The organism is Acidithiobacillus sp. IBUN Pt1247-S3, from assembly GCF_041146875.1.
In the GTDB taxonomy this organism is placed as follows: Bacteria; Pseudomonadota; Gammaproteobacteria; order Acidithiobacillales; family Acidithiobacillaceae; genus Igneacidithiobacillus.
Window position 1 is genome coordinate 1 of the sequence record NZ_JBFRXP010000011.1, and the last position, 19,583, is coordinate 19,583.

A 19,583-nucleotide genomic window follows, 5' to 3' on the forward strand; every position below is an offset into this window, starting at 1 on the left:
TGATCGCCGTGGGAACCTTCCGGCAGTCACGCTATGCAGCCAGAATCGCCCTGCCCGTGCCCACAATGCGCCGCAACGCAAAGGTAATCGCGGAAATTGGGGGGAACTAGGGCCTTGGCGTCCGTGGGATTGATCAACAACGCGTTGACCTTACGGGCGATGAGGGTATCGACCTGATTGGATTGCGTGGCTGAATTATTGTTGCCATTTTCAACGAGAAGTTGCACCCCCAGTTTTTTTGCCTCGGCTTCAGCACCACCTTTTATGCTGGCAAAATACGGGGTCATGGCCGAGAGCAGCAGGCCGAAGGTGTACTGTGGTGCGGCAGCGGCTGTGCCGAGCAGGCTGAGACTGCTGAGGGCGGCAAGGATTAGGGCAGCGGGTTTTTTGGCTTTCATGACGGGTCCTCCGTGTGCGGGGTGTGGGAAGTAAGAAATTGCTCGATGTCTGGTTGATAAGGGAGAGCGTCTTGGGCTCCCACTACGGTTGCGGTGAGGGCCGCGGCGGCGTTGGCACGACGGGCGGCGGCGGATAGCGATGCCTTGGCTGCCAGGCTCGCGACGAAGACCCCGGCAAAGGCATCGCCGCAACCAGTGCTGTCGGTGACCGTTACCGAGTAGGCGGGCAGTTGCGCACTCTCTGCGCCGCTGGCCCAAACCAGTCCATGCTCCCCTAGGGTAATCACCGCGCCCATGCGCGTGCGCGCCAGTTCTTTGGCCGCGGGTAATGCCGTGTCTGGGCGTACTTCTTGGCCAAGAATCTGCGCTGCCTCTTGGGCGTTGATGAGGAGAATATCGCTAAGAGCAAGAAGCTCCGCAGAAAGGCCCTGCACCGGTGAGGCATTGAGCACAAAAGGGATCCTTTTCGCTCGGCAAATTTGCGCGGCAGCCAGGACCAGTTGTGGGTCTACTTCGAGTTGTGCCAACACATAGCTCGCATCCCGCAGCTGCCACGGGAGATCATGATCGAAGTGATCGCGGTTGGCGCCAGGGTAGATGGTGATCCGGTTTTCGCCGGAGTCTTCCAGCAGAATACAGGCGGAACCCGTTGGTAATAGGCTACGCAGGACACCGCCCAGGTCGATTCCTTCTGCTGCCAGTGCCCGATAGAGGCGGTCCCCCTGCTCGTCTTGCCCGAGCTGAGCAATGAGCCGGACCTCTGCGCCCGCGCGCCGCGCCGCCACGGCCTGATTCGCACCCTTGCCACCATGATGCAGACTGAAGCTGCGCGCAATTCGTGTCTCTCCTGGCCCGGGAACTTGGTCCAGTTGGAACAGCAGGTCAATATTGCAACTACCAATAACGACTAATATTTTGCGCAGCGCCGAAAAGTGGGCACAAAGACGTTACCCTGATGAATCCCCAGCATTCTGGTTTCTCCGTCATTATTGTCTAATGTTTTAATAACTGTTTAGGTATAGGTCACGGAAAAGCGCTGCGCAAGGAAGTTTTTCTTAGAAAAATTTAATGAGGATTTTCTTTTTTATAAAAATATTCGAAGAAGATGATAGATTATTTTTGTGTTTGGAGCGATTCAGAAAAAACCTTTTGGTAGATCTCCTGCGCGAAGCTGCTGGCCTCCGGCGCACCAGGAAGCAATTGAAAGGGCGCGTTTCCTTGTTCTCCAGAGGCTCGTAAAAATAGAATATTCTCATGTTCTTTATCAAATAATTCCTTGGCAAAGCTGTATAGATGGGTGACAAAAACCACCCGAATCCCGGCGTCGCGCAGCGCCAAGGTTATTTGCCGCGCAACTTCCGAGCCTTCCTGCTCATTCGTCGCCGCAAAGGATTCATTGAACAGCATCATCACCCCCGGCCGCAGTTGCGGAACCATGTTGTGCATGCGTTGTAGCTCTTCGGCAAATTTTCCCCGTCGTAGGCTGGCATCCTCTTCTTGCTGAAAATGGCTGAACACCGCCCCACAGAGGGCAGTACGCATTTCTACTGCAAAACCATAGAGACCACTTTCCGCCCAGAGCTGCGCGATGCCGATGGCGCGCAGCAGTGTCGATTTGCCGCCGCGATTTGCGCCGGTGATGAGTACCAATTTCTTATCCAGGGCATGGATGTCGTTGCCCACGGTCGCTTCCCCGCGCAGGGGTAAGAGCGGCGAGTAGAGACCGCTCGCGTCTAGTAGGCCGCCTTCTTCCTGCAGTTCCGGCAGGCTACAGGGCATGCCCTGCCGTTGTAATTTTTGGTAGAGGGTATGCGCTGCGAGATAAAAATGCAGCTCATCACGCAATAGGCGAAAAAACTGGAGAACGCGTGCGACGGCATCATCCAGAACCCGCGCCGTCTGGGTCAGGAGACGCTCACGTAGTTTGCCGAGCGCAGTTTGTCCCGCCTCATCACGGTCGGCAATGCTAAAGCCGGCATCTTCGCCAGTGGCATGCCAGACCCTTCCCAGCCAGCTCCCGTTGGCAACGCCGCCATGCAGCACTGACGCAGTACAGCGACCCAGGGCATCCACGGTCGCTGCACTGCGCAGCCCCGCATCCAACTGCAAGGCGGCTAGAGCCTCGTGTGCCGCACGGAGAAATTCCGCATCAATCTCTTTTTGCAAATTGGAAAATAACTTTCGCAGGGCCTCTGAGTGGAAGCTATCGCTGCCGCTACTACCCAAATCGCGCAGAGCTTGCAATTGCTTGATTAGCTCCCGCATGAGTGCGGTGTTGGCGCGTAGGCGTCGGCTGGGGGACTTACTGAACAGCCAAAACTGATGACTTTGTCCGGGCAAGGCAAGACTGGTCTCGGCAAGAGTAAAGATCGCCTGCGCACGCGTGGGCTGGGCGCACAGGTCGGCAAATACCGCCTGCCGATAGCGTACTGTCGCGTTGTCGCGACAAGGCCAGCGCAGGACCACCCGCTGCACAATCTCGCGACGGCCCTCGTCACCCTCGGCCATGGCGTCGAAGAGTGGAGCGAGTCCGAGATCTTCGATCAAGTTTTTCTCCTGCGCCGCTGCCGCTAGCGCAGGAAGACTTTGTTTCGGATCAAGAAGATGGGGAAGCATGGCGTATCCTTTCCACGAGCTTCTGGTAGTCGAGGCCGTATTTTTTGGCCAGAGACAGGGCGTGCGCCAGACCATCGGCTGGTTCGCGCAGCAGTCGGAAGCTGCGCCTTTCCTGATCTTCTTTCGCTACGGTACTCAGAATGCTGATGATGTCTGCGCCGGCGCGACTGAGTTCCTCGAGAAAACTGACCCAGAGTACCAACACGTCCAAATGCCGCAGACGCTCTAGCAACTCCTGGCTGAGGAAACGCGCGTCCGCCAGGGTGGTGGAGTGAAAAAGCTCGTTGAGAATAAAGATACTGCGTGGAGTCGCGTGTTGCAGGTTTTTGTGTAGTCGGCGTAAATCGGCCTCGAGCTTGCTACGCCCGGTGTTGGCGTCCTCGTGGCGTTCGAACTGGGTATAAATGGCATCACAAACGAAGATCTCTGCATGGCGTGCCGGCACCGGCAGACCGATTCCGGCAAGATAATGTAATTGACCAAAGCAGCGGGCATAGGTGGTTTTACCCCCCTGATTGGGTCCGCTAACGAGCAGGATGCGTTCGTTTCCGCGCAATTCGATGTCATTCAGTACCAGGGCTTGCCCTTGCTCCTGGCGCAAGCTCTGCGCCAGTGCCAGGTCGTAGGCGTCTGCGGCGAGGGTACGCTTTTCCGCATCGCACAGCTCCGGGATGCAGTTTGGCAGGCCGTTTGCCTGCAAGGGCGCGAGATAATCCAGATAAGCAAGGTAAAAGTGGATCTCGCGTTCCCAGTGCAAAAGCGGCGCGAAGACAAAGGGATAGCGGCCAATATCCAGCGCGGGGACAGTGGCCTGCGCGGTCTTCTCGCCCGGCTGCACCCAGCGCTCGGTAAAGCTCGCCAGGCGCGCGAAAGTTTCGGGGTAGAGTTCGGCAACGGCATCGAGCACCCGCGCCTCCACCGGATCGAGGTCCATTTGGCCACTTACTTCCTCGTCTCGCGCTTGCTCTGCGCTTGGCTCCGCAGCCAGAAAACGAGAAAAACAGTTGGCAATTTCCGCGTCTACATTGCGTTCCTGCCGCTGTCGCCAAAGACTCAGGTGGCTGCCGGAAATTTGCAGATCATAGCCCAGGGTATCCAGTTCGTCGCGCAATGTTGCTGCCGTAGCATGCAACTCCTGCCTTTGCGGCGCTTTCCACTCGCTGCGTACCGCCTCGCATACGGCGCGCAGCGCCGGAGACTGTGGGCTGCTTAGCGCGAAAGAATTGGTCAGGCTGCAGAGGGCTTGGTGATAGGTACAAATAATGCCGAGGAAAACGCGCTGCCGTTGTCGTTGGTGATACAACTGTCGCGCAAGGTCTACTTGGCGGCGTAAGCCTCGCATGTCCTGGGCAAAACTGCTCCAAGCTTCGTGTTGCATCGGATCGAGAAGATCGCGCAGTACGGCGTGACGATGGCGAATGACCGCCGCATTACCGGGAAACGCTTGATACCAGTCGGCGAGCGCATAGTCGGTTACCGCTGCGCAAACGGCATCGATGATCTCTTGTATGTGGAGATCGGTAAAAATCGCCCTGGCAGGCTTGGGGATCTGTTTTGCCTCTCCTTCGGGCCAGAGCAGGTTTGTTCTTGTGTCTGCCATCAGTGTTCCACTTTGCGCCAAAGCCATCGCCTTTCAGTATAGGACAAGGTTCGCGGTTACCAGGTCAGAGGAAATCGACAGCGGTCGGGATGCCTCCCGTTGTTTCCCGCGAGGCTAGACAAGTTTTATTCATGTATTATTTACCAGAGAGTATTTTAAATAATATTCTCTCGTTATTTGTAACTGAATGTAATTTTGTTACGCTACGTTACAAAAAAATATTTGCCCAATTTTACCGAAAAAACTATTATTATTTTTGCTCATAAGATGAATAATATGATAGATATATTATCATATTCTAATTCACTTTGCGAGCGCGGATTTGAAAAACTCGATAAATGAGGAGTTGATCATGAATTGGAAAAAAGTAACTTTAGCCGTAGCAACAGCAAGCCTCATGCCGGCCACGGCTTTTGCCGTGACTATACCGATGGATCCACAAAATAATACGTTGGATCCGCAAAGCCCTTATGCAACACTCTATTTGTCGCAAAATACGCCAAGTGCTGAGAATCAGGTAGGACCAGATTCCTGGACGCATGCTTATGGAAATCCGCAGCACAATGCGGCATTCCCCGTGGCAAAAAATGCTCCGGCCTGGGTGCGCCAGGGTGTGCGATGGAATTTTCCCGAGGCGCGGGCATGGCCGCTCAACGATAACCATCCCTACGGCGAGAAAGTCGATGGTTTGAAAGAGGCGCTGCCTGTTCAGACGCAATTTTATGGCAACGCTCTGGGTGTTTCTGTGGTCCGTGGTGTGGTTTATGCAGAAAGTGACGACATGTTTGCCTATGCGATCAACGCGCAAACCGGTAAATTGATCTGGCGTGCAAGCCCAGTAGCCAATAATCTGATGGGAAATCCCCTTGTGGTTGGTAATCACGTCTATTTGTCTGCCGGAAGCGTGTCTTTCAATTTTGAAAACGTAATGACGTATGCCAAAGACCCTCAAAAAGCGGGGAGAGGAAAAGACATCAGCTATAATGGTGTGTTCTGTCTGAACCGCAATACAGGTAAATTGGTATGGAGTTTCAAGACCGCCGGTGACGCGATGCCCACCCCGGCATATGCAGAGCATTCCTTGTTCATCAGTACCGGCGACGGGAATATTTACCGAATTTCAGCGGCAGACGGAAAGCAGGAGTGGAAAACCCATGTGGGTGGTATTGCGAACATGTCTAGCCCGGTGGTGATGGATGGTCGCGTATACGTGTCTATGTCGGTCATTCCTGGCTTGTATGCATTGAATATCCACACCGGCAAGGTGGATTGGAAAGGCGAAATTCCCGGCGCGGTAAATACCGGCATGGGAGACGTGTCGCCGGCCGCTGCGAAGGGCATTGTCGTCATGGATACCGTTGCCGATCCCAAGGTCGTTGATGGTAAGCCCACAATGGAAACCATCGTGCGCGCCTTTAACGGAAAAACCGGGCAGGTGTTATGGACAGTAAATTTAGGGCGTGGTCCAAAAATCCCCGCATTTAAGGGTGGTGTACCGATGATCCACGGCGATACCGTGTACGTGGGGACCCCGGTAACGTCAGATTACACTGCGATGAACCTGCACACCGGTAAAGTGCAGTGGAGCTGGAAGGTTCCCAATCCAGGGCCCGCAGGTGCCGGCAGAGGGGCGCCGACGTTCTATCAAGGAATCCTCTATATTTCTACTGGTCCTGATATTTATGCGGTGCAAGCCGACGATGGCCAGCTTATCCATAGCTATCATGTCGGGGGACGTTTTGGGATTGTTAACCCGACGATTGTTGGTGGCACCATGTATCTTGGAAATTCGTGGGATTGGGTGAACGCGGTACCGGTGAAAGACGTCAATCCTCAGTTTAACTAAACGTATTTATGAATTATATTGGAGGTGTTATGTCGACGACTAGCGAACGACTAGGCGGTATGACTGCCGAGAGCAAACACTTGTGGAGGGTATTGGCAATTGGCATGCTCGCGGTCCGTTTTGTGCAGGGCTGGATCTATTGGGGGGGGGGGTCTCGCCGATTTATTTACGGACCACAAAAGATCAATCCTGCCGGTCACTGGATGGCGTACAAATTTCAAACGGCCATGCCTGGTGCCATTCTTGGCACGAGCCATCTGGTTTCCTTTCTCCTGCATCATTTTGTGTTGTTATATGCTGGAGTGATCATTTTCAGCGCGGTCGAGCTGATCTCTGGCCTCATGTTGATTTCGGGATTCATGACTCGCCTTGCAGCTTTGCTGACACTTGGCCTGTCATTCACTTTGATGCTGCTTTTTGGGTGGCAGGGAGCAACCTGCATCGATGAATGGACGATGGCCGCTTCCAATTTTGGTATGGGTATCAGTCTCTTCCTTCTCGGTGGGGGCGCGTATTCCGTCGACAATTGGCTGCGCAAGCGGAATCCCGCGCTGGTACAGCGAGGCTGGTTTCGCTGGCTTGGCGGGAGTGACCCTCTTCCATTGTCAGATGCGGCCTTCAAAAAACTTGCCCTGTCTCTATTTTGGATTGCTGTGATCTTCATTGTCGCCACCTACTCTTATTATCGCGGCTCAGTGATTACTCCCTTCCATGGTGATCCCACTGGTGTCAAAGTACATCATGTGCAGATGCGTGATCTGAAAATTGCACCGGACGGAAGTGTTACGGTACATATGTATGTGAATGCTGGTACCGCTTCCGTACCTGCGCACATCATTTCAGCGCGCTTGTTGAACTACTCCGGAAAAGTCGTTGAGGTCTGGGATGGCAAACAACTTTCCCATCTAGGAGCAGACAACATTCATAACGATTACGCCTACCAGAAAATCGACCCGGATAAGGTTCTAGGATTGCAGGCGGGATTAGGCGCCGCTGCTACCGTACATCTGCCGGTAAGTGATTCTTCCGGATTTATCGGTAAGGGTACCGGCCCCTATCAGCTACAGATCTTGGGGATAAACGGAAAAAGAATGTCTATTTCCGCGCAGATGGAAGGGTAACAACAGCTCTTCTGCTTACGGCGTTCTCGGTGAGAGCGCCGTTTGGCAGAATCAGGGTAACGCATAACCCCCCTCCGGGAATTTGCGAAAACTGCACACCCCCCCCGTGTTCAGCCAGGACACGATGGCAAATCCGAACCCCCAAGCCACAGCCATGGCTGGAGCTTGCAGTCATTTCTCCGCTATTTAGACTTGCGAGCGTCTGTGCCGGTACCGGAACGCCGTAGTCCCAGAGGCGCAGAGTCAGGCCCTCCGCATGGCATACTCCATGCAACTGCATGCGTCGCCCGGCGTACCGCTGAACATTATCAAACAGAATGCGCATTACGCGCTCCAGAGCCATGGGGCGAGCACTGAAAAATAAATGATTTTTACGGCATATCGCTGTAGAGCACAGTATTTCCAGGCCGTAGCGTTCTTCGGCAATGCTCAACATCTCCGTGAACCAGGGAAAAAATCGCAAAGATTGAAAGTGTTCCCCGTCCTCGCTGCGCACCAAAGCGAGAAATTTACCGATGGTGCTATTCATTTCTTCAATATCTGCCAGCATGGCCTCTCGCTGCGAGCCAGGAGAGCGAAGCGGGGGCGAGTAGTCCCCAGAAGCCAACGCGGTGTACTGCATCCGCCGAAGCGACCGCGTAAGCTGGGAGTGCAGGCGCGTGCTGTGCCGCATGGTTGGCGTCGAGCCATTTGGGAGACGAGTGCACCGACGGCGCCCCAACGAGGGCGTGACGGTGCGCCGATGACCAGGGCGGCTGGGGTCTATTATCTGGTCGGCAGCGCAAGGCCGATCGCGCAACGACGCGCGAAAAGGCTTGCTGAGCACGCCGACTCTCCTGTTCTCATCGGGCCACTTCGACTCTGGAAGATGGATACTCAGCAATAAACGAGACAACGGCGTGCGGAGCTCGTGCGAAATCCCGGTGAGCAGCAGCGTTTGTTCTTCGTGTAGGCGTCGAAGGTCCTTACGCATGGCTAAAATGGCTTGCTCTAAATGGGCTACCTCCAGGGGTCCACCAACGCTGGGCCAAGTCTCTTTATGCTCGAGTATGCCGCCGATGCGCCCCACTTGTTTGGCCAATTGTGCTAAGGGGCGGTTGATGTGTCGCACTGCGAGTAGGGCGCCCAGCAGTGTCACGATTGCGATTACGCCCAGGCGCATGAGCATGAACTCATCATTGCCAAAGCTCATCAGCGGTGATTCGATGCCAAGCCAACGCGCATTTTGCCCAGAACGAATCCACAATATTGTTTGCCCAGAACCATTGGCGCCTACCCGAAGGTCAGCACCCGGCGCTTGCTTGGCGAACGCGTTGGCGGTCTCGCGGAGGAAAAAGCCCGTCGCCGGATGCCCAGGCGCGTCGTTACCAGATCGCCACAGCAGATGATTGTCGGAACTTTTCCATGCCTCGGCGTGACGCAGGCCCATATCCGTTTGCCAGAGCAGTTCGCCGAAACGCTGGGCAGCAGGCAACAGCACGTAGTTGTGAAAAAGAAGATATACACCTGCCTGTCCTAGGAGAAATACGGCGGCGAGCAGCAACATGGTACGAGTCAGGGTACGACGAGGAAAATAACGCGATATCATTGGTCGGGGGCGAAAAACTGATATCCGTAATTACGTACGGTGCGAATAATTTCATTACCCTCCGCCCCGAGGATGCGACGCAGGCGGGAAATATGCATGTCTATACTGCGATCCTCTGCATCCAGGCGGCGCCCACGAGAGATCCACAGCAGTTGTTCGCGGCTAACCGGGCCGCCAGCACGCTCCATGAGTGTGTGCAATAACAGAAAGTCGGCGCGGGAGAGAGGGAGACGCTTGCCCCGAAAACTTATTTCTTGCTGATCTGTTCGCGAGCGAAACGGGCCAATGCAGAGTTCGCTGTCCAAAGCACTGAGAGAACCATTGACGTTTTTGCTGCGTCGCAAAATGGCCCGAACCCGGGCGACCAGTTCGCGCGGATGAAAAGGCTTGGCAAGGTAATCGTCGGCGCCCATCTCTAAACCGATGATACGGTCCAATTCATCACCGCGTGCAGTCAACATAAGGATGGGGAGATCCCAAACCCCCCGCAGGCGACGACAAATAGACAGGCCATCCTCGTGCGGCAGACCGATGTCAAGAATGACGAGATCGATTGGCCGCAGCTGTAAGACCTCTTCAATTCTTTCACTATCCGGTAGGCTCTGCACGATAAAGCCGTATTCTACTAAATGCGCCTCTACCAAGCTGCGCAGGCGCGCGTCATCGTCCACTAACAATATGTCATGCCCGTCCATTAGGCTTGTATTGTAAACCTTCCGGGGAAGCCTGAACAAATTCTGTGGTGTGGCATCTTCTGTAAAATGTGCCCGTCCGTAGAAAAATTCGTTGTGAGTGATTTTAATGATGCTGATGCCAGATAAAATAAAAATATCTGTAAATATGGTTACGTGTGTCATGTTAGATTTTCAGAATATATAAATAGTTTGTTCCGTGCCGAGAAAAATCCTTTGCTATACTGCATTCATAATGATGTTGTAACGCGATAACGCAAATTATAAAAACATCGGGGATTTCAATGGATAATATAAAAGATGTTCTTGTCGTCGGTGGTGGTATTAACGGGGTGGGCATAGCCCGCGATGCGGCCGGACGAGGTCTCTCCGTTACTTTGATCGAGCGGGATGATCTAGCGTCACACACCTCCTCGGCGAGCACCAAGCTGATTCATGGCGGTTTGCGCTATCTCGAGTATTACGAGTTTCATCTTGTACGCGAGGCGCTCATGGAACGCGAACGGCTGCTGCATATCGCGCCGCATATCATCTGGCCGTTGACCTTCGTTTTGCCCGAGGGGCCGCAGAGCCGCGCGGCGTGGAAGCTTCGCGCCGGCCTTTGGCTTTACGACCATCTCGCGCCGCGCCAGAGTCTGCCGGCATCGCGTGCTTTGCGCTTTGACCGACATCCGGCCGGCAAAATCTTACAAGAAAGCAGCCGGCGCGGTTTCAGCTACTCCGATTGTTGGGTGGAGGACAGTCGCTTGGTGGTGCTCAACGCTATGGATGCGCAAGAACGCGGTGCGGAGATTCGCCCGCATACCTCGCTGGCGAAGGCGACAGTGGTCGATGGCCTGTGGCATGCAGAAATCGAGACTGCCGCTGGCAAACCGGAAACCCTGCGCGCGCGTTGTCTTGTCAACGCCGCTGGGCCATGGGTGGGGGAAGTACTGGGCACTGCGCTCGATCTGCATACCCACAAGAGCGTGCGCAAGGTAAAGGGCAGTCACATCATCGTACCGCGCCTCTACGCAGAGGACTTCGCCTTTATCTTGCAAAACCCGGACGGGCGGATCGTCTTTGTGATTCCCTACGAGCACGAATTCAGCCTGATCGGTACGACTGATATCCCCTACGACGGAGATCCAGGCCAGGTGCAGATCAGTCCTGAGGAGACCGCCTACCTCTGTACCAGCGCTTCTCATTACCTGCGCAAACCCGTTGTACCGGCAGATGTAGTACGCAGCTATTCTGGTGTCCGTCCCTTATATGACGATCACGCCGCCAATGCCTCGGCGGTGACCCGAGACTATGTCCTCGACCTCGAAAAAGGCCTGGGCGCACCAGTGCTCTCGGTCTTTGGCGGCAAGATCACCACCTTTCGGCGCTTGGCCGAACATGCCCTGCAACTCCTGGAGCCAGAGCTAGGCAAGACCGCTGGGCAGTCGTGGACGGCGACGGCACCTCTTCCTGGGGGGGATCTACCGAGTGCTGACTTCGGCACGTTTTTCCACCAGTTGCTCGCCCAGCATGCGGGTTTTCCGGCGGCGCTTTTGCATCGCTATGCCCGTGCCTACGGTACCCGCACGGAGCGGATTCTGGCAGGCGCACAGCGCCCGGAAGAGCTAGGCGAAGATCTGGGCGGTGGGCTGTATGAGGCAGAGGTGCAGTATCTCGTCCAGCACGAGTGGGCGCACGCGCCCGAGGACATCCTTTGGCGACGCTCCAAGCTTTCCCTGCATGTACCGACGGGGACCGAGCAACGGTTGCGCCATTATCTGGAGAAGACTGTCAGTAAAAACTGACAAACGAGAGTAGGAGAATACATTATGTCCAACTACGTCGGAGCTATCGATCAGGGAACCACCAGTACTCGATTCATTATTTTTGATCACGCAGGCAAGATTATTTCCCAGGCGCAAAAAGAACACCGGCAGATTTATCCGCAACCGGGTTGGGTCGAGCATGATCCCATGGAGATCCTCAACAACAGCAACGAGATGGTCGGCGCCGCTCTGGCGCGCGCCAATCTCAGCGGCAAAGACCTGTGCGCCGTAGGTATCACCAACCAGCGCGAGACCACCGTGCTATGGGATCGGCACAGTGGCGAACCGCTGGCGCCCGCCATTGTCTGGATGGATACGCGCACCGATCAATTGATGCGCCGCTTTCTGCAAAAACGCGAGCAGGCTTGGTATCGGGAGAAGAGCGGTCTGCCGCTGACGACTTATTTTTCCGTACTCAAGCTACTTTGGCTTCTGGAGAATGTTCCGGGGGCGCGGCGCAAGGCCGAACAGGGTGACGCCTTGTTCGGCAACATCAATACCTGGTTGGCGTGGAACCTCACCGGAGGCAAGGACGGCGGCTTGCACATCACCGACGTCACCAATGCCAGCCGTACCCTGCTCATGGACTTGCGCAACTGCGCTTGGGATGACGATCTGCTCAAAGAGTTCCAGATCCCGCCCGCCTGCTTGCCGAAGATCGTCTCCTCGAGCGAAGTCTATGGCGAAATCCGCACCGCCCCCCTGCATGGTACACCCTTGGCAGGCATGCTCGGTGATCAGCAAGCCGCCTTGGTCGGACAGACCTGCTTTGCCCCGGGCGAGGCCAAAAACACCTATGGTACGGGTTGTTTTTTGCTTATGAACACTGGTACCGAAGCCGTCCAATCCAAGGCCGGGTTGTTGAGTACCGTCGCCTACCGTTTTGGTAAGGAGCCGACCCACTATGCCCTTGAGGGCTCCATCGCCATTGCCGGCGCTCTGATCCAATGGTTGCGCGACAATCTGCACTTCTTTGATGTGGCCGACCAGATTGAGTCGCTGGCACGCAGCGTACCCGACAATGGCGACGTCTACATCGTCCCCGCCTTCGCCGGACTATACGCCCCCTATTGGCGGGAGGATGCGCGGGGGGTGATCGCCGGCCTTACGCGCTTTGCCACCAAGGCCCATCTCGCCCGCGCCGCCCTGGAGTCAGTGGCCTACCAGGTACGTGACGTGGTCGAGGCGATGCAGGTAGATAGTGGCATTCCTCTGCGCGCCTTGCGCAGCGATGGGGGTATGGTGGTCAATGATCTGCTCATGCAATTCCAGGCCGATATGCTTGCCGTGCCGGTGCAACGACCGCGCATCGTCGAGACCACCGCCCTGGGTTCTGCCTATGCGGCGGGCCTAGCTACGGGGCTTTGGCAGAATGTGGAAGATCTCCGCGCCAATTGGGGCATCGATTATGTCTGGGAGCCACAGATGGAGGCCAGCGATCGGGAACGCCTCTATCACTCCTGGAAGAAGGCGGTAACACGTTCTTTTGACTGGGTGGAGGGGGACTGAGATGAGCACACAGATCGCTGCGGGCGTAAAAACGGGTTGGCGTGCGCGCTCTATTTGGGCAGAAATGATCGCCGAGTTTCTTGGCTGTTTTGTCTTGCTGGCTTTTGGGGCTGGCTGTGTCGCGGTGGCGGTAGTTGGTTTGACGGAATCGCATCGTACCTTGGTGATCTTTCAAGGTGCCGGCGGTTGGCTCCTGATCACTTGGGGTTGGGCCATGGCCTTGGCGCATGGGGAAATATTACAGGTACACGAGGATCCCCGTTATGTTCTGCGCAAGGGCGCGCCAATACGCGGGAAAGTGGCTATCATCTCCGGCGGCGGCTCCGGTCATGAGCCCATGCATGCCGGCTTTGTTGGGCGGGGGATGTTGGATGCCGCCTGTCCCGGGGCAATATTCACCAGTCCTACCCCGGACCAGATCACTGCCGCCTCCCTTGCCGCCCATGGCGGCGCGGGAGTTCTGCATCTGGTCAAGAACTACACTGGCGACGTGCTCAACTTTCAAATGGCGGCAGAGATCTTGCAGGCCGAGGGCGTGGCGGTGGAGCAGGTGTTGATTGACGATGACGTTGCGGTCCAGGACTCTCTCTACACGGCTGGGCGGCGTGGCGTGGGGGCAACGGTGTTGGCAGAGAAGATCTGTGGCGCCGCAGCGGCGGAGGGGCTCAAACTCGCCGACTTGGCAGCGCTCGGCAAGCGGGTAAATGCACAAGCCCGTTCCATGGGTCTGGCCCTGGGGCCTTGCCATAACCCGAGTACTGGGCAGGACGGCTTTCAGCTCGGCGACAAGGAAATCGAGTTTGGAGTTGGCATTCACGGCGAGCCGGGACGAGAACGAATCTCCATGGCCACAGCGGACGAGCTGACACGGATGTTGCTGGAACCGATCTTGAGTGATTTACCGTTCCATCCAGGCGATCCCGTGCTACTTTTTGTCGATGGCCTGGGGGCGACGCCGCTGCAGGAACTCTACATCGTCTATCGTGCCGCGGAAGCCGTTCTGGGTGAGCATGGTCTACGGGTCGAGCGGCGTCTGGTGGGGCCATATATGACCAGCCTCGACATGGCCGGGGTGGCGATCACGGTTTTGCGTCTGGAGCCAGATTTGCGGCAATGGTGGGATGCCCCCGTCTGTACTGCCGCGCTGCGCTGGGGCGCCTGAGGAGCTCCTGATGAACTATGACAGCAACGCTTTACTGGCCTGGGTGCTTTGTGTGCAGGCGCGATTGGGCGAGGAGCGTGGCCACCTTGATCGCCTGGATGCGGAGATTGGTGATGGCGATCATGGCAGCAATCTATCGCGCGGCTTCAGTAAGGTAGTGGAAAAGCTGCAGGGGGCGAGTCCGGGCTCGCCCGCCGTCTTGCTGAAAGAGGTAGCAATGACCTTGATCAGTACTGTCGGCGGTGCGTCTGGGCCACTCTATGGCACTTTTTTCCTGGAGGCCGCGAAGGCCATGGGAACGACGGCTTCGTTCAGTCCCGAGGAGCTCGCACGCTGTTTACAGAACGGAATTGCGGGGATACAGCGCCTGGGCAAGGCCAGTGCTGGTGACAAGACCATGCTCGACGCTTTGATTCCTGCTGTCGATGCACTTGCGACACATGGCAGTGCGACGGACGCCGCGCGTTCGGCCGAAGAGGGCCTTGCGGCAACCATTCCACTGCAGGCGCGCAAGGGGCGTGCTAGTTATCTTGGGGTGCGCTCCATCGGCCACGCCGACCCTGGCGCTGCTTCTACTGCTTTGCTCTTTGCCTGTTTGGCAAAGGCGGGTAGTTGACTATGTCCGTTACGGAATCGGTCGCGCTGCTGCTCGTTTCCCACAGCCGCGCCTTGGCCGAGGCAACAGAAACCCTGGTACGGCAAGTGACTCGGGACTCGGTACAGATTGCCCTTGCTGCTGGTGCGGGAGAGGAAGGAGCAGAGCTCGGCACCGATGCGACCCGCATTGTAGCGGCGTTGGAGACGCTTGCGGCGCAGCCCGTGCTGATTCTCATGGATCTGGGCAGTGCACTTCTGAGTGCTCAGATGGCCATGGATTTTCTGCCTAGTGAACGGCGTGCTCAGGTAGCACTTTGCCCGGCACCCTTCGTGGAAGGGGCTCTGGCGGCAACATTGGCCGCACAGGCCGGAGCGCGCCTCAGCGAGGTTGCGCAGGAGGCCAATAATGCGTTGCGGGGTAAGCGGGCAGAGTTCTCAGATCAGGAGGCTGTTCCCGAGGCGACGCGGGAGCTGCACGCGGATGCGCGTATGGCAAAGCGCTGCTACAGCCTGCAAGACCCCGCTGGGTTGCATCTCCGCCCAGCGGCCGAGCTGGTGCGCCTTGCCGGTGAGGCAAGCGAGGATGTCTGGATCGGACGTTCCGGGGCTGAGGCGCTTCTAGCACCAGCCAAAAGTCTCAGCGCATTGCTTGGCCTAGAGTTGCGCCAGGGAGAGGATCTCTGTGTTTATAGCCGGGATGCTCTCAATGCAACGCTGGTGGCGCAGCTGGATGCGCTACTGGGTAGTCCGGCAGCGGAATTGCAGAAAACAAGTCCACACGGGATAGTCCCCGGTTTTGCTGTTGCGTTGTTGACAGAGGTGCAAGGCAACCTGTTGGATTTGCTACCAACGACGGAGACGCCGGTTGCTGATGCCGCAGAACGCATTCGTTTGGCCATGGCCGCAGTGGGCGAAAAAGCGCAGGGGGAGGGAATTCTCGACGCGCAGCGCGCCTTGCTCGCAGATCCGCGCTTGCTGCAGATGGTCGACGCCGAGCTGGCGCGGGGAAAAGGTCCGGCGCACGCTTGGGCAACGGCTGTTGAGGCTCTCGCGCAAGAAATCGAGCGTTTGCGTCAACCGCTCTTGCGCGCCCGCGCCACAGATTGGCGTGATCTTGGCCGGCAGGTATTGCAGCAACTTCTTGGAGTGACCGACGAAAGCGCTCAGACAGTTGGCCCCCGGATACTCTTGGTTGATGAGTTATCGCCGTCTCTGGCGGCCAAACTGGATCCGTCGCTGGTGTTGGGGGTGATTGATCGTAGGGGTGCAAAGAATAGTCATGCCGCCATCCTGTTGCGCGGGGCCGGTATTCCTTACATCATCGACGCGCACTACCCTGCGCTGCGGGCTGGCGTGCGGGTGGCGATGGATGGCGCTTCGGGTGAGATCATCGTTGCCCCGAGCGAGGAGCAGCTGCGGGCGATGCGCGCGCCCTATGGCGAAGTGAAACAACTTGAGCAGCCCGCGGGTTTTGCCGGAATCATCGCCACTGTTGATGGTGCGCAAGTGGAACTCTGGGCAAATGTGGCATCGCCGGCCGAGGCCAGAGAGGCGCAGCGTCTATGCGCCTGCGGCATTGGGCTCTTGCGCACGGAGTTTCTCTACCTTGACCAATGGCAGGTCCCCAGTGAAGAAGAACAAATTCAGCGGCTGCTAGAAATTCTAACGCCGCTGACCGGACGGCGGTCGATCATCCGTCTTCTGGACGCCGGTGCCGACAAGCCCCTTCCTTTTCTCAGGCTGCCCGAGGAAGCGAACCCCGCTCTCGGTTTGCGGGGCATTCGCGCCCTGTTGGCGCGGCCAGATTTTTTACAATCTCAGTTGCGTGCCATTTTGCGGGCGGGTTATGGACTGGACATTGCTGTAATGCTCCCCATGGTTACCAATCCCGAGGAAGTTGACGAACTACGCACTCTGCTGGCGACAGTCCATACGGCACTGTATGCGCAAGGTATTGACCATGCGTGGCCAGTGCCGGTGGGCATTATGGCTGAGGTGCCCGCCATGTTGCTGGAGGGCGCAAGTTTCCGCGGAGTCGCGGATTTTGTGTCGGTTGGCACAAATGACCTCACCCAGTATGTACTGGCGGCAGATCGTGGAGATGATCGGCTGCATGACCTCGGTGGTGCAGGACATCCCGCGATACTCAGTTTGATTCAGCAATTGTTGCGCGATATCGATGTGCCGGTTTCGGTTTGTGGCGAAGCTGCGGGCGATCCACGGCTTGCGCGATCACTGGTGGCGGCAGGCATACGGCGCTTGTCCATGAGCCCGCGCAGCTTTGCTGGGGTGATACAAGAGCTGCGCAACGACGAACCTGAATGAGGGCTGGAAGCTCTCTCCTGATTGCACTCTAAGCGCCTTTTTCCCCGCGCTGACTTTCCACCCTCGTCGCGCTCGCTGTTCAGGACGCGAAGTCTTGCAGGAAGAAGACCTTGGCGGTGCAATTGCCCGATGTAGTGGTTTCACGTGAAACCATGGTTCGATGGCGCATCAAGCCGCCCGGCAGCGGATTTAGTGTTGTTCGGGAAAGAGGATGTTCAGTTCCAAAACCTCAAAGTCGCCGCGCCGTTCCATATGCACGGAGATCTGGTCTTTCTCCACCGGAATGTATTTGCTGATCACGGTCAATAACTCCGCCTGCAGGGCGGGGAGAAAATCGGGGGTGTCGGCGCTACGCTCATGCGCCAGGATGAGCTTGAGACGGTCCTTGGCGACCGTGGCGGTTTTTTTCTTGGAGCCCAGGAAGTAGTCGAGGAAGGACATCTCAACCTCCAAAGAGCCGCTTGAAAAAGCCGCTCTTCTCGGGTTGCACAAAACGCAGCGGCCGCTCCTCGCCGAGAAAGCGTGCGACCACGTCTTCATAGGCGAGAGAGACGTCGCTGCCCTGCATATGGATGGCAGGTATGCCCTGGTTTGACGCCTGGAGAATCACCTCGGACTCAGGAATCACGCCAAGAAGGGGGATACGCAAGAGCTCCTGGACGTCGTCGAGAGAGAGCATCTCGCCGCCCTGTACCCGCTTGGGTGCGTAGCGCGTGAGTAGCAGATGCTCGCGGATGGGTTCTTCGCCCTCCTCGGCGCGTTTGGAGCGGGCGGCGAGGATACCGAGGATGCGATCGGAGTCGCGTACCGAGGACACTTCCGGGTTGGTGACGACAATGGCCGCGTCGGCGTGGTAGAGGGCGCGCAGGGCGCCACTTTCGATTCCCGCCGGAGAGTCGCAAATGATGTAGTCGAATTGGGATTGCAGTTCTTCCATCACTCGCGCTACGCCTTCTGTCGTCAGCGCATCTTTGTCGCGGGTTTGTGATGTGGGCAGGATGTAGAGATTTTCCAGCATCTTGTCGCGAATCAGCGCCTGCTGCAGGCGCGCCTCTCCGTGAATGACGTTGATGAAATCATAAACGACGCGGCGCTCACAACCCATAACCAGATCAAGATTGCGTAAGCCGACATCAAAATCGATGACGACGGTGCGATGACCGCGCTGGGCGAGGCCGCTGGCGAAGGCGGCACTGGTTGTGGTTTTGCCCACCCCCCCTTTGCCGGAGGTGACGACGACGGTTTGGGCCACGATGTTTCTCTCCTCTACTTATCCAAGGCGATTATATGCAAGTGTTCGCCATCAAGGAAAACCTGCGCGGCTTTGCCCCAGAGTGGGTGTTCTGCGTCGAGCGTCATGTAGACCCCGGCGATTGCCACCAGCTCTGCCTCCAGACGCTGGCAAAAGATGCGCGCACCTTCTTCTCCCTGTACGCCTGCCAAGGCACGGCCGCGTAGTGGCCCGTAGACGTGAACATGACCGTCGGCCAGGACTTCGGCGCCAGCGTTTACTGCAGCGAGGCACACCAGATCACCGCCGCGACCATACTGGCGTTGACCCGAGCGCAGGGGGTGTGTCAATACGGTCGCGAGGCTGATACTTGACGCGGCACTTTGCGTGCTAAGGGCAGGAGATGCTGCCTTCGCCTCATTCCCGCGTAGATGCGGTAAGGCATTCGCGGCGGCATCTGCGGCTTGGGTAGGACTGGCATTACGCACACCAATCGGAAAGCAGCCGTTGTCCCGCAGAATACGAAGCCAGTCGCTGAAAGGTAGTGGCCGCGCGGGGTCTAGTTCGGCCAAATCAAGGACCACGGCGGCACCCTGCAAGAGCTGTAGGGCGCTGCCCTGGGCCGCGAGCTCACGCTGCAGGCTATCGGCAGTAGCAACGGTTAGGTGCAAGATGCTGAGGGTGAATACCCCGCCGCTAAAGCGCAGGGTGGATTTTGCCGTCTTGGAAGCGCTCATGTTTCACGTGAAACCAGTCAGGGTTGCTCACGCCGCAGAAGCGGCAGCTTGTCTTTTTTCCCCTTGTATTCCTCTGCGTCGGGCAACGCCGCTTTCTTGCGCAGAATGACCGGCCAGTGGGGGGTAAGCTCGGCATTCAAGGCCGTAAAGTGTTTCTGATCTTCTGGGACCTCATCTTCGGCATAGATGGCGTCAGCCGGGCATTCCGGTATGCAAGCGGCGCAATCGATGCACTCGACCGGATCGATGACGAGAAAGTTCGGCCCTTCATGAAAGCATTCTACGGGACAGACTTCGGCGCAGTCTGTGTATTTGCATTCAATACAATTTTCGGTAACGACATAGGTCATGCA

Annotated in this window: 17 protein-coding genes; 7 read left to right on the forward strand and 10 right to left on the reverse strand. The window is 56.9% G+C overall.

Translation table 11 applies throughout. The annotated features are described in order from the left end of the window. Window positions 1–26 precede the first annotated feature (26 nt). From AB4090_RS09075 to AB4090_RS09090, 4 genes are all read right to left on the reverse strand, one after another. Window positions 27–398, reverse strand: coding sequence for a substrate-binding domain-containing protein (locus tag AB4090_RS09075; RefSeq protein WP_369573549.1), 372 nt, complete (start codon window positions 396–398; stop codon window positions 27–29). After that, complete coding sequence (locus tag AB4090_RS09080) at window positions 395–1,321, reverse strand: ribokinase (RefSeq protein WP_369573636.1); 927 nt, start codon at window positions 1,319–1,321, stop codon at window positions 395–397. The genes AB4090_RS09075 and AB4090_RS09080 overlap by 4 nt, the downstream gene beginning before the upstream one ends. A 190-nt stretch (window positions 1,322–1,511) precedes the next feature. After that, complete coding sequence (locus AB4090_RS09085; RefSeq protein ID WP_369573550.1) at window positions 1,512–3,014, reverse strand: hypothetical protein; 1,503 nt, start codon at window positions 3,012–3,014, stop codon at window positions 1,512–1,514. Continuing rightward, the gene (locus tag AB4090_RS09090; RefSeq protein WP_369573551.1) at window positions 2,995–4,614 is read right to left on the reverse strand and encodes a hypothetical protein; all 1,620 of its coding nucleotides are present in this window, start codon (window positions 4,612–4,614) and stop codon (window positions 2,995–2,997) included. Before AB4090_RS09090 ends, AB4090_RS09085 begins: the two co-directional genes overlap by 20 nt. A 352-nt stretch (window positions 4,615–4,966) precedes the next feature. Between AB4090_RS09090 and AB4090_RS09095 the strand changes: the two genes are divergently transcribed. Together AB4090_RS09095 and AB4090_RS09100 are read left to right on the forward strand one after the other, a co-directional pair. Next, window positions 4,967–6,460 (forward strand): PQQ-binding-like beta-propeller repeat protein, encoded by a 1,494-nt coding sequence (locus AB4090_RS09095; RefSeq protein WP_369573552.1) that lies wholly within the window; start codon window positions 4,967–4,969, stop codon window positions 6,458–6,460. Window positions 6,461–6,489: 29 nt separating this feature from the next. Continuing rightward, the gene (locus tag AB4090_RS09100) at window positions 6,490–7,581 is read left to right on the forward strand and encodes a TQO small subunit DoxD (protein ID WP_369573553.1); all 1,092 of its coding nucleotides are present in this window, start codon (window positions 6,490–6,492) and stop codon (window positions 7,579–7,581) included. On the opposite strand, the gene AB4090_RS09105 is transcribed toward AB4090_RS09100, so the two are convergent. Continuing rightward, window positions 7,556–9,169 carry an ATP-binding protein gene (locus tag AB4090_RS09105; protein WP_369573554.1) on the reverse strand — a complete coding sequence of 538 codons (1,614 nt, stop codon included), beginning with the start codon at window positions 9,167–9,169 and terminating at the stop codon, window positions 7,556–7,558. The two genes, AB4090_RS09100 and AB4090_RS09105, sit on opposite strands and share 26 nt — an antisense overlap. Further along, window positions 9,166–9,864 (reverse strand): response regulator, encoded by a 699-nt coding sequence (locus tag AB4090_RS09110; RefSeq protein ID WP_369573555.1) that lies wholly within the window; start codon window positions 9,862–9,864, stop codon window positions 9,166–9,168. Before AB4090_RS09110 ends, AB4090_RS09105 begins: the two co-directional genes overlap by 4 nt. 281 nt (window positions 9,865–10,145) lie before the next feature. On the opposite strand from AB4090_RS09110, the gene glpD reads away from it, so the two are divergent. Genes glpD through dhaM form a run of 5 tightly spaced genes read left to right on the forward strand, consistent with a single transcriptional unit; the run spans window position 10,146 to window position 17,262 of the window. Further along, window positions 10,146–11,648, forward strand: a complete 1,503-nt coding sequence (gene glpD, locus AB4090_RS09115; RefSeq protein ID WP_369573556.1) for a glycerol-3-phosphate dehydrogenase — start codon at window positions 10,146–10,148, stop codon at window positions 11,646–11,648. Window positions 11,649–11,672: 24 nt separating this feature from the next. Beyond that, on the forward strand, window positions 11,673–13,178 hold the full coding sequence (gene glpK, locus AB4090_RS09120; RefSeq protein ID WP_369573557.1) for a glycerol kinase GlpK: 1,506 nt from the start codon (window positions 11,673–11,675) through the stop codon (window positions 13,176–13,178). Between the two features lies 1 nt (window position 13,179). Then, entirely contained in the window at window positions 13,180–14,340 is a 1,161-nt protein-coding gene (gene dhaK / locus AB4090_RS09125; RefSeq protein ID WP_369573558.1) for a dihydroxyacetone kinase subunit DhaK, read from the forward strand. A gap of 10 nt (window positions 14,341–14,350) precedes the next feature. Continuing rightward, a complete protein-coding gene (gene dhaL, locus AB4090_RS09130) occupies window positions 14,351–14,956 on the forward strand; it encodes a dihydroxyacetone kinase subunit DhaL (protein ID WP_369573559.1) in 606 nt (201 codons plus the stop codon). 2 nt (window positions 14,957–14,958) lie between these two features. Further along, the gene (gene dhaM, locus AB4090_RS09135) at window positions 14,959–17,262 is read left to right on the forward strand and encodes a dihydroxyacetone kinase phosphoryl donor subunit DhaM (protein WP_369573637.1); all 2,304 of its coding nucleotides are present in this window, start codon (window positions 14,959–14,961) and stop codon (window positions 17,260–17,262) included. A gap of 189 nt (window positions 17,263–17,451) precedes the next feature. Here the strand turns inward: dhaM and minE are convergent, their stop codons facing one another. From minE to fdxA, 4 genes are read right to left on the reverse strand one after another with little or no spacing between them, the layout of a single operon-like run. Beyond that, entirely contained in the window at window positions 17,452–17,703 is a 252-nt protein-coding gene (minE, locus tag AB4090_RS09140; RefSeq protein ID WP_369573560.1) for a cell division topological specificity factor MinE, read from the reverse strand. 1 nt (window position 17,704) lies between these two features. Next, window positions 17,705–18,514 (reverse strand): septum site-determining protein MinD, encoded by an 810-nt coding sequence (gene minD / locus AB4090_RS09145; RefSeq protein WP_369573561.1) that lies wholly within the window; start codon window positions 18,512–18,514, stop codon window positions 17,705–17,707. Window positions 18,515–18,528: 14 nt separating this feature from the next. Next, a complete protein-coding gene (minC, locus tag AB4090_RS09150; RefSeq protein WP_369573562.1) occupies window positions 18,529–19,230 on the reverse strand; it encodes a septum site-determining protein MinC in 702 nt (233 codons plus the stop codon). A gap of 17 nt (window positions 19,231–19,247) precedes the next feature. Beyond that, window positions 19,248–19,580 (reverse strand): ferredoxin FdxA, encoded by a 333-nt coding sequence (gene fdxA, locus AB4090_RS09155; RefSeq protein ID WP_369573563.1) that lies wholly within the window; start codon window positions 19,578–19,580, stop codon window positions 19,248–19,250. Between the last annotated feature and the right edge of the window lie 3 nt (window positions 19,581–19,583).

Coding starts and splice junctions, on each gene's coding strand:
- AB4090_RS09075 (WP_369573549.1), bottom strand. CDS start 398: ATGAAAGCCAAAAAACCCGCTGCCCTAATCCTTGCCGCCCTCAGCAGT.
- AB4090_RS09085 (WP_369573550.1), bottom strand. CDS start 3,014: ATGCTTCCCCATCTTCTTGATCCGAAACAAAGTCTTCCTGCGCTAGCG.
- AB4090_RS09090 (WP_369573551.1), bottom strand. CDS start 4,614: ATGGCAGACACAAGAACAAACCTGCTCTGGCCCGAAGGAGAGGCAAAA.
- AB4090_RS09095 (WP_369573552.1), top strand. CDS start 4,967: ATGAATTGGAAAAAAGTAACTTTAGCCGTAGCAACAGCAAGCCTCATG.
- AB4090_RS09100 (WP_369573553.1), top strand. CDS start 6,490: ATGTCGACGACTAGCGAACGACTAGGCGGTATGACTGCCGAGAGCAAA.
- AB4090_RS09105 (WP_369573554.1), bottom strand. CDS start 9,169: ATGATATCGCGTTATTTTCCTCGTCGTACCCTGACTCGTACCATGTTG.
- AB4090_RS09110 (WP_369573555.1), bottom strand. CDS start 9,864: ATGGACGGGCATGACATATTGTTAGTGGACGATGACGCGCGCCTGCGC.
- glpD (WP_369573556.1), top strand. CDS start 10,146: ATGGATAATATAAAAGATGTTCTTGTCGTCGGTGGTGGTATTAACGGG.
- glpK (WP_369573557.1), top strand. CDS start 11,673: ATGTCCAACTACGTCGGAGCTATCGATCAGGGAACCACCAGTACTCGA.
- dhaK (WP_369573558.1), top strand. CDS start 13,180: ATGAGCACACAGATCGCTGCGGGCGTAAAAACGGGTTGGCGTGCGCGC.
- dhaL (WP_369573559.1), top strand. CDS start 14,351: ATGAACTATGACAGCAACGCTTTACTGGCCTGGGTGCTTTGTGTGCAG.
- dhaM (WP_369573637.1), top strand. CDS start 14,959: ATGTCCGTTACGGAATCGGTCGCGCTGCTGCTCGTTTCCCACAGCCGC.
- minE (WP_369573560.1), bottom strand. CDS start 17,703: ATGTCCTTCCTCGACTACTTCCTGGGCTCCAAGAAAAAAACCGCCACG.
- minC (WP_369573562.1), bottom strand. CDS start 19,230: ATGAGCGCTTCCAAGACGGCAAAATCCACCCTGCGCTTTAGCGGCGGG.
- fdxA (WP_369573563.1), bottom strand. CDS start 19,580: ATGACCTATGTCGTTACCGAAAATTGTATTGAATGCAAATACACAGAC.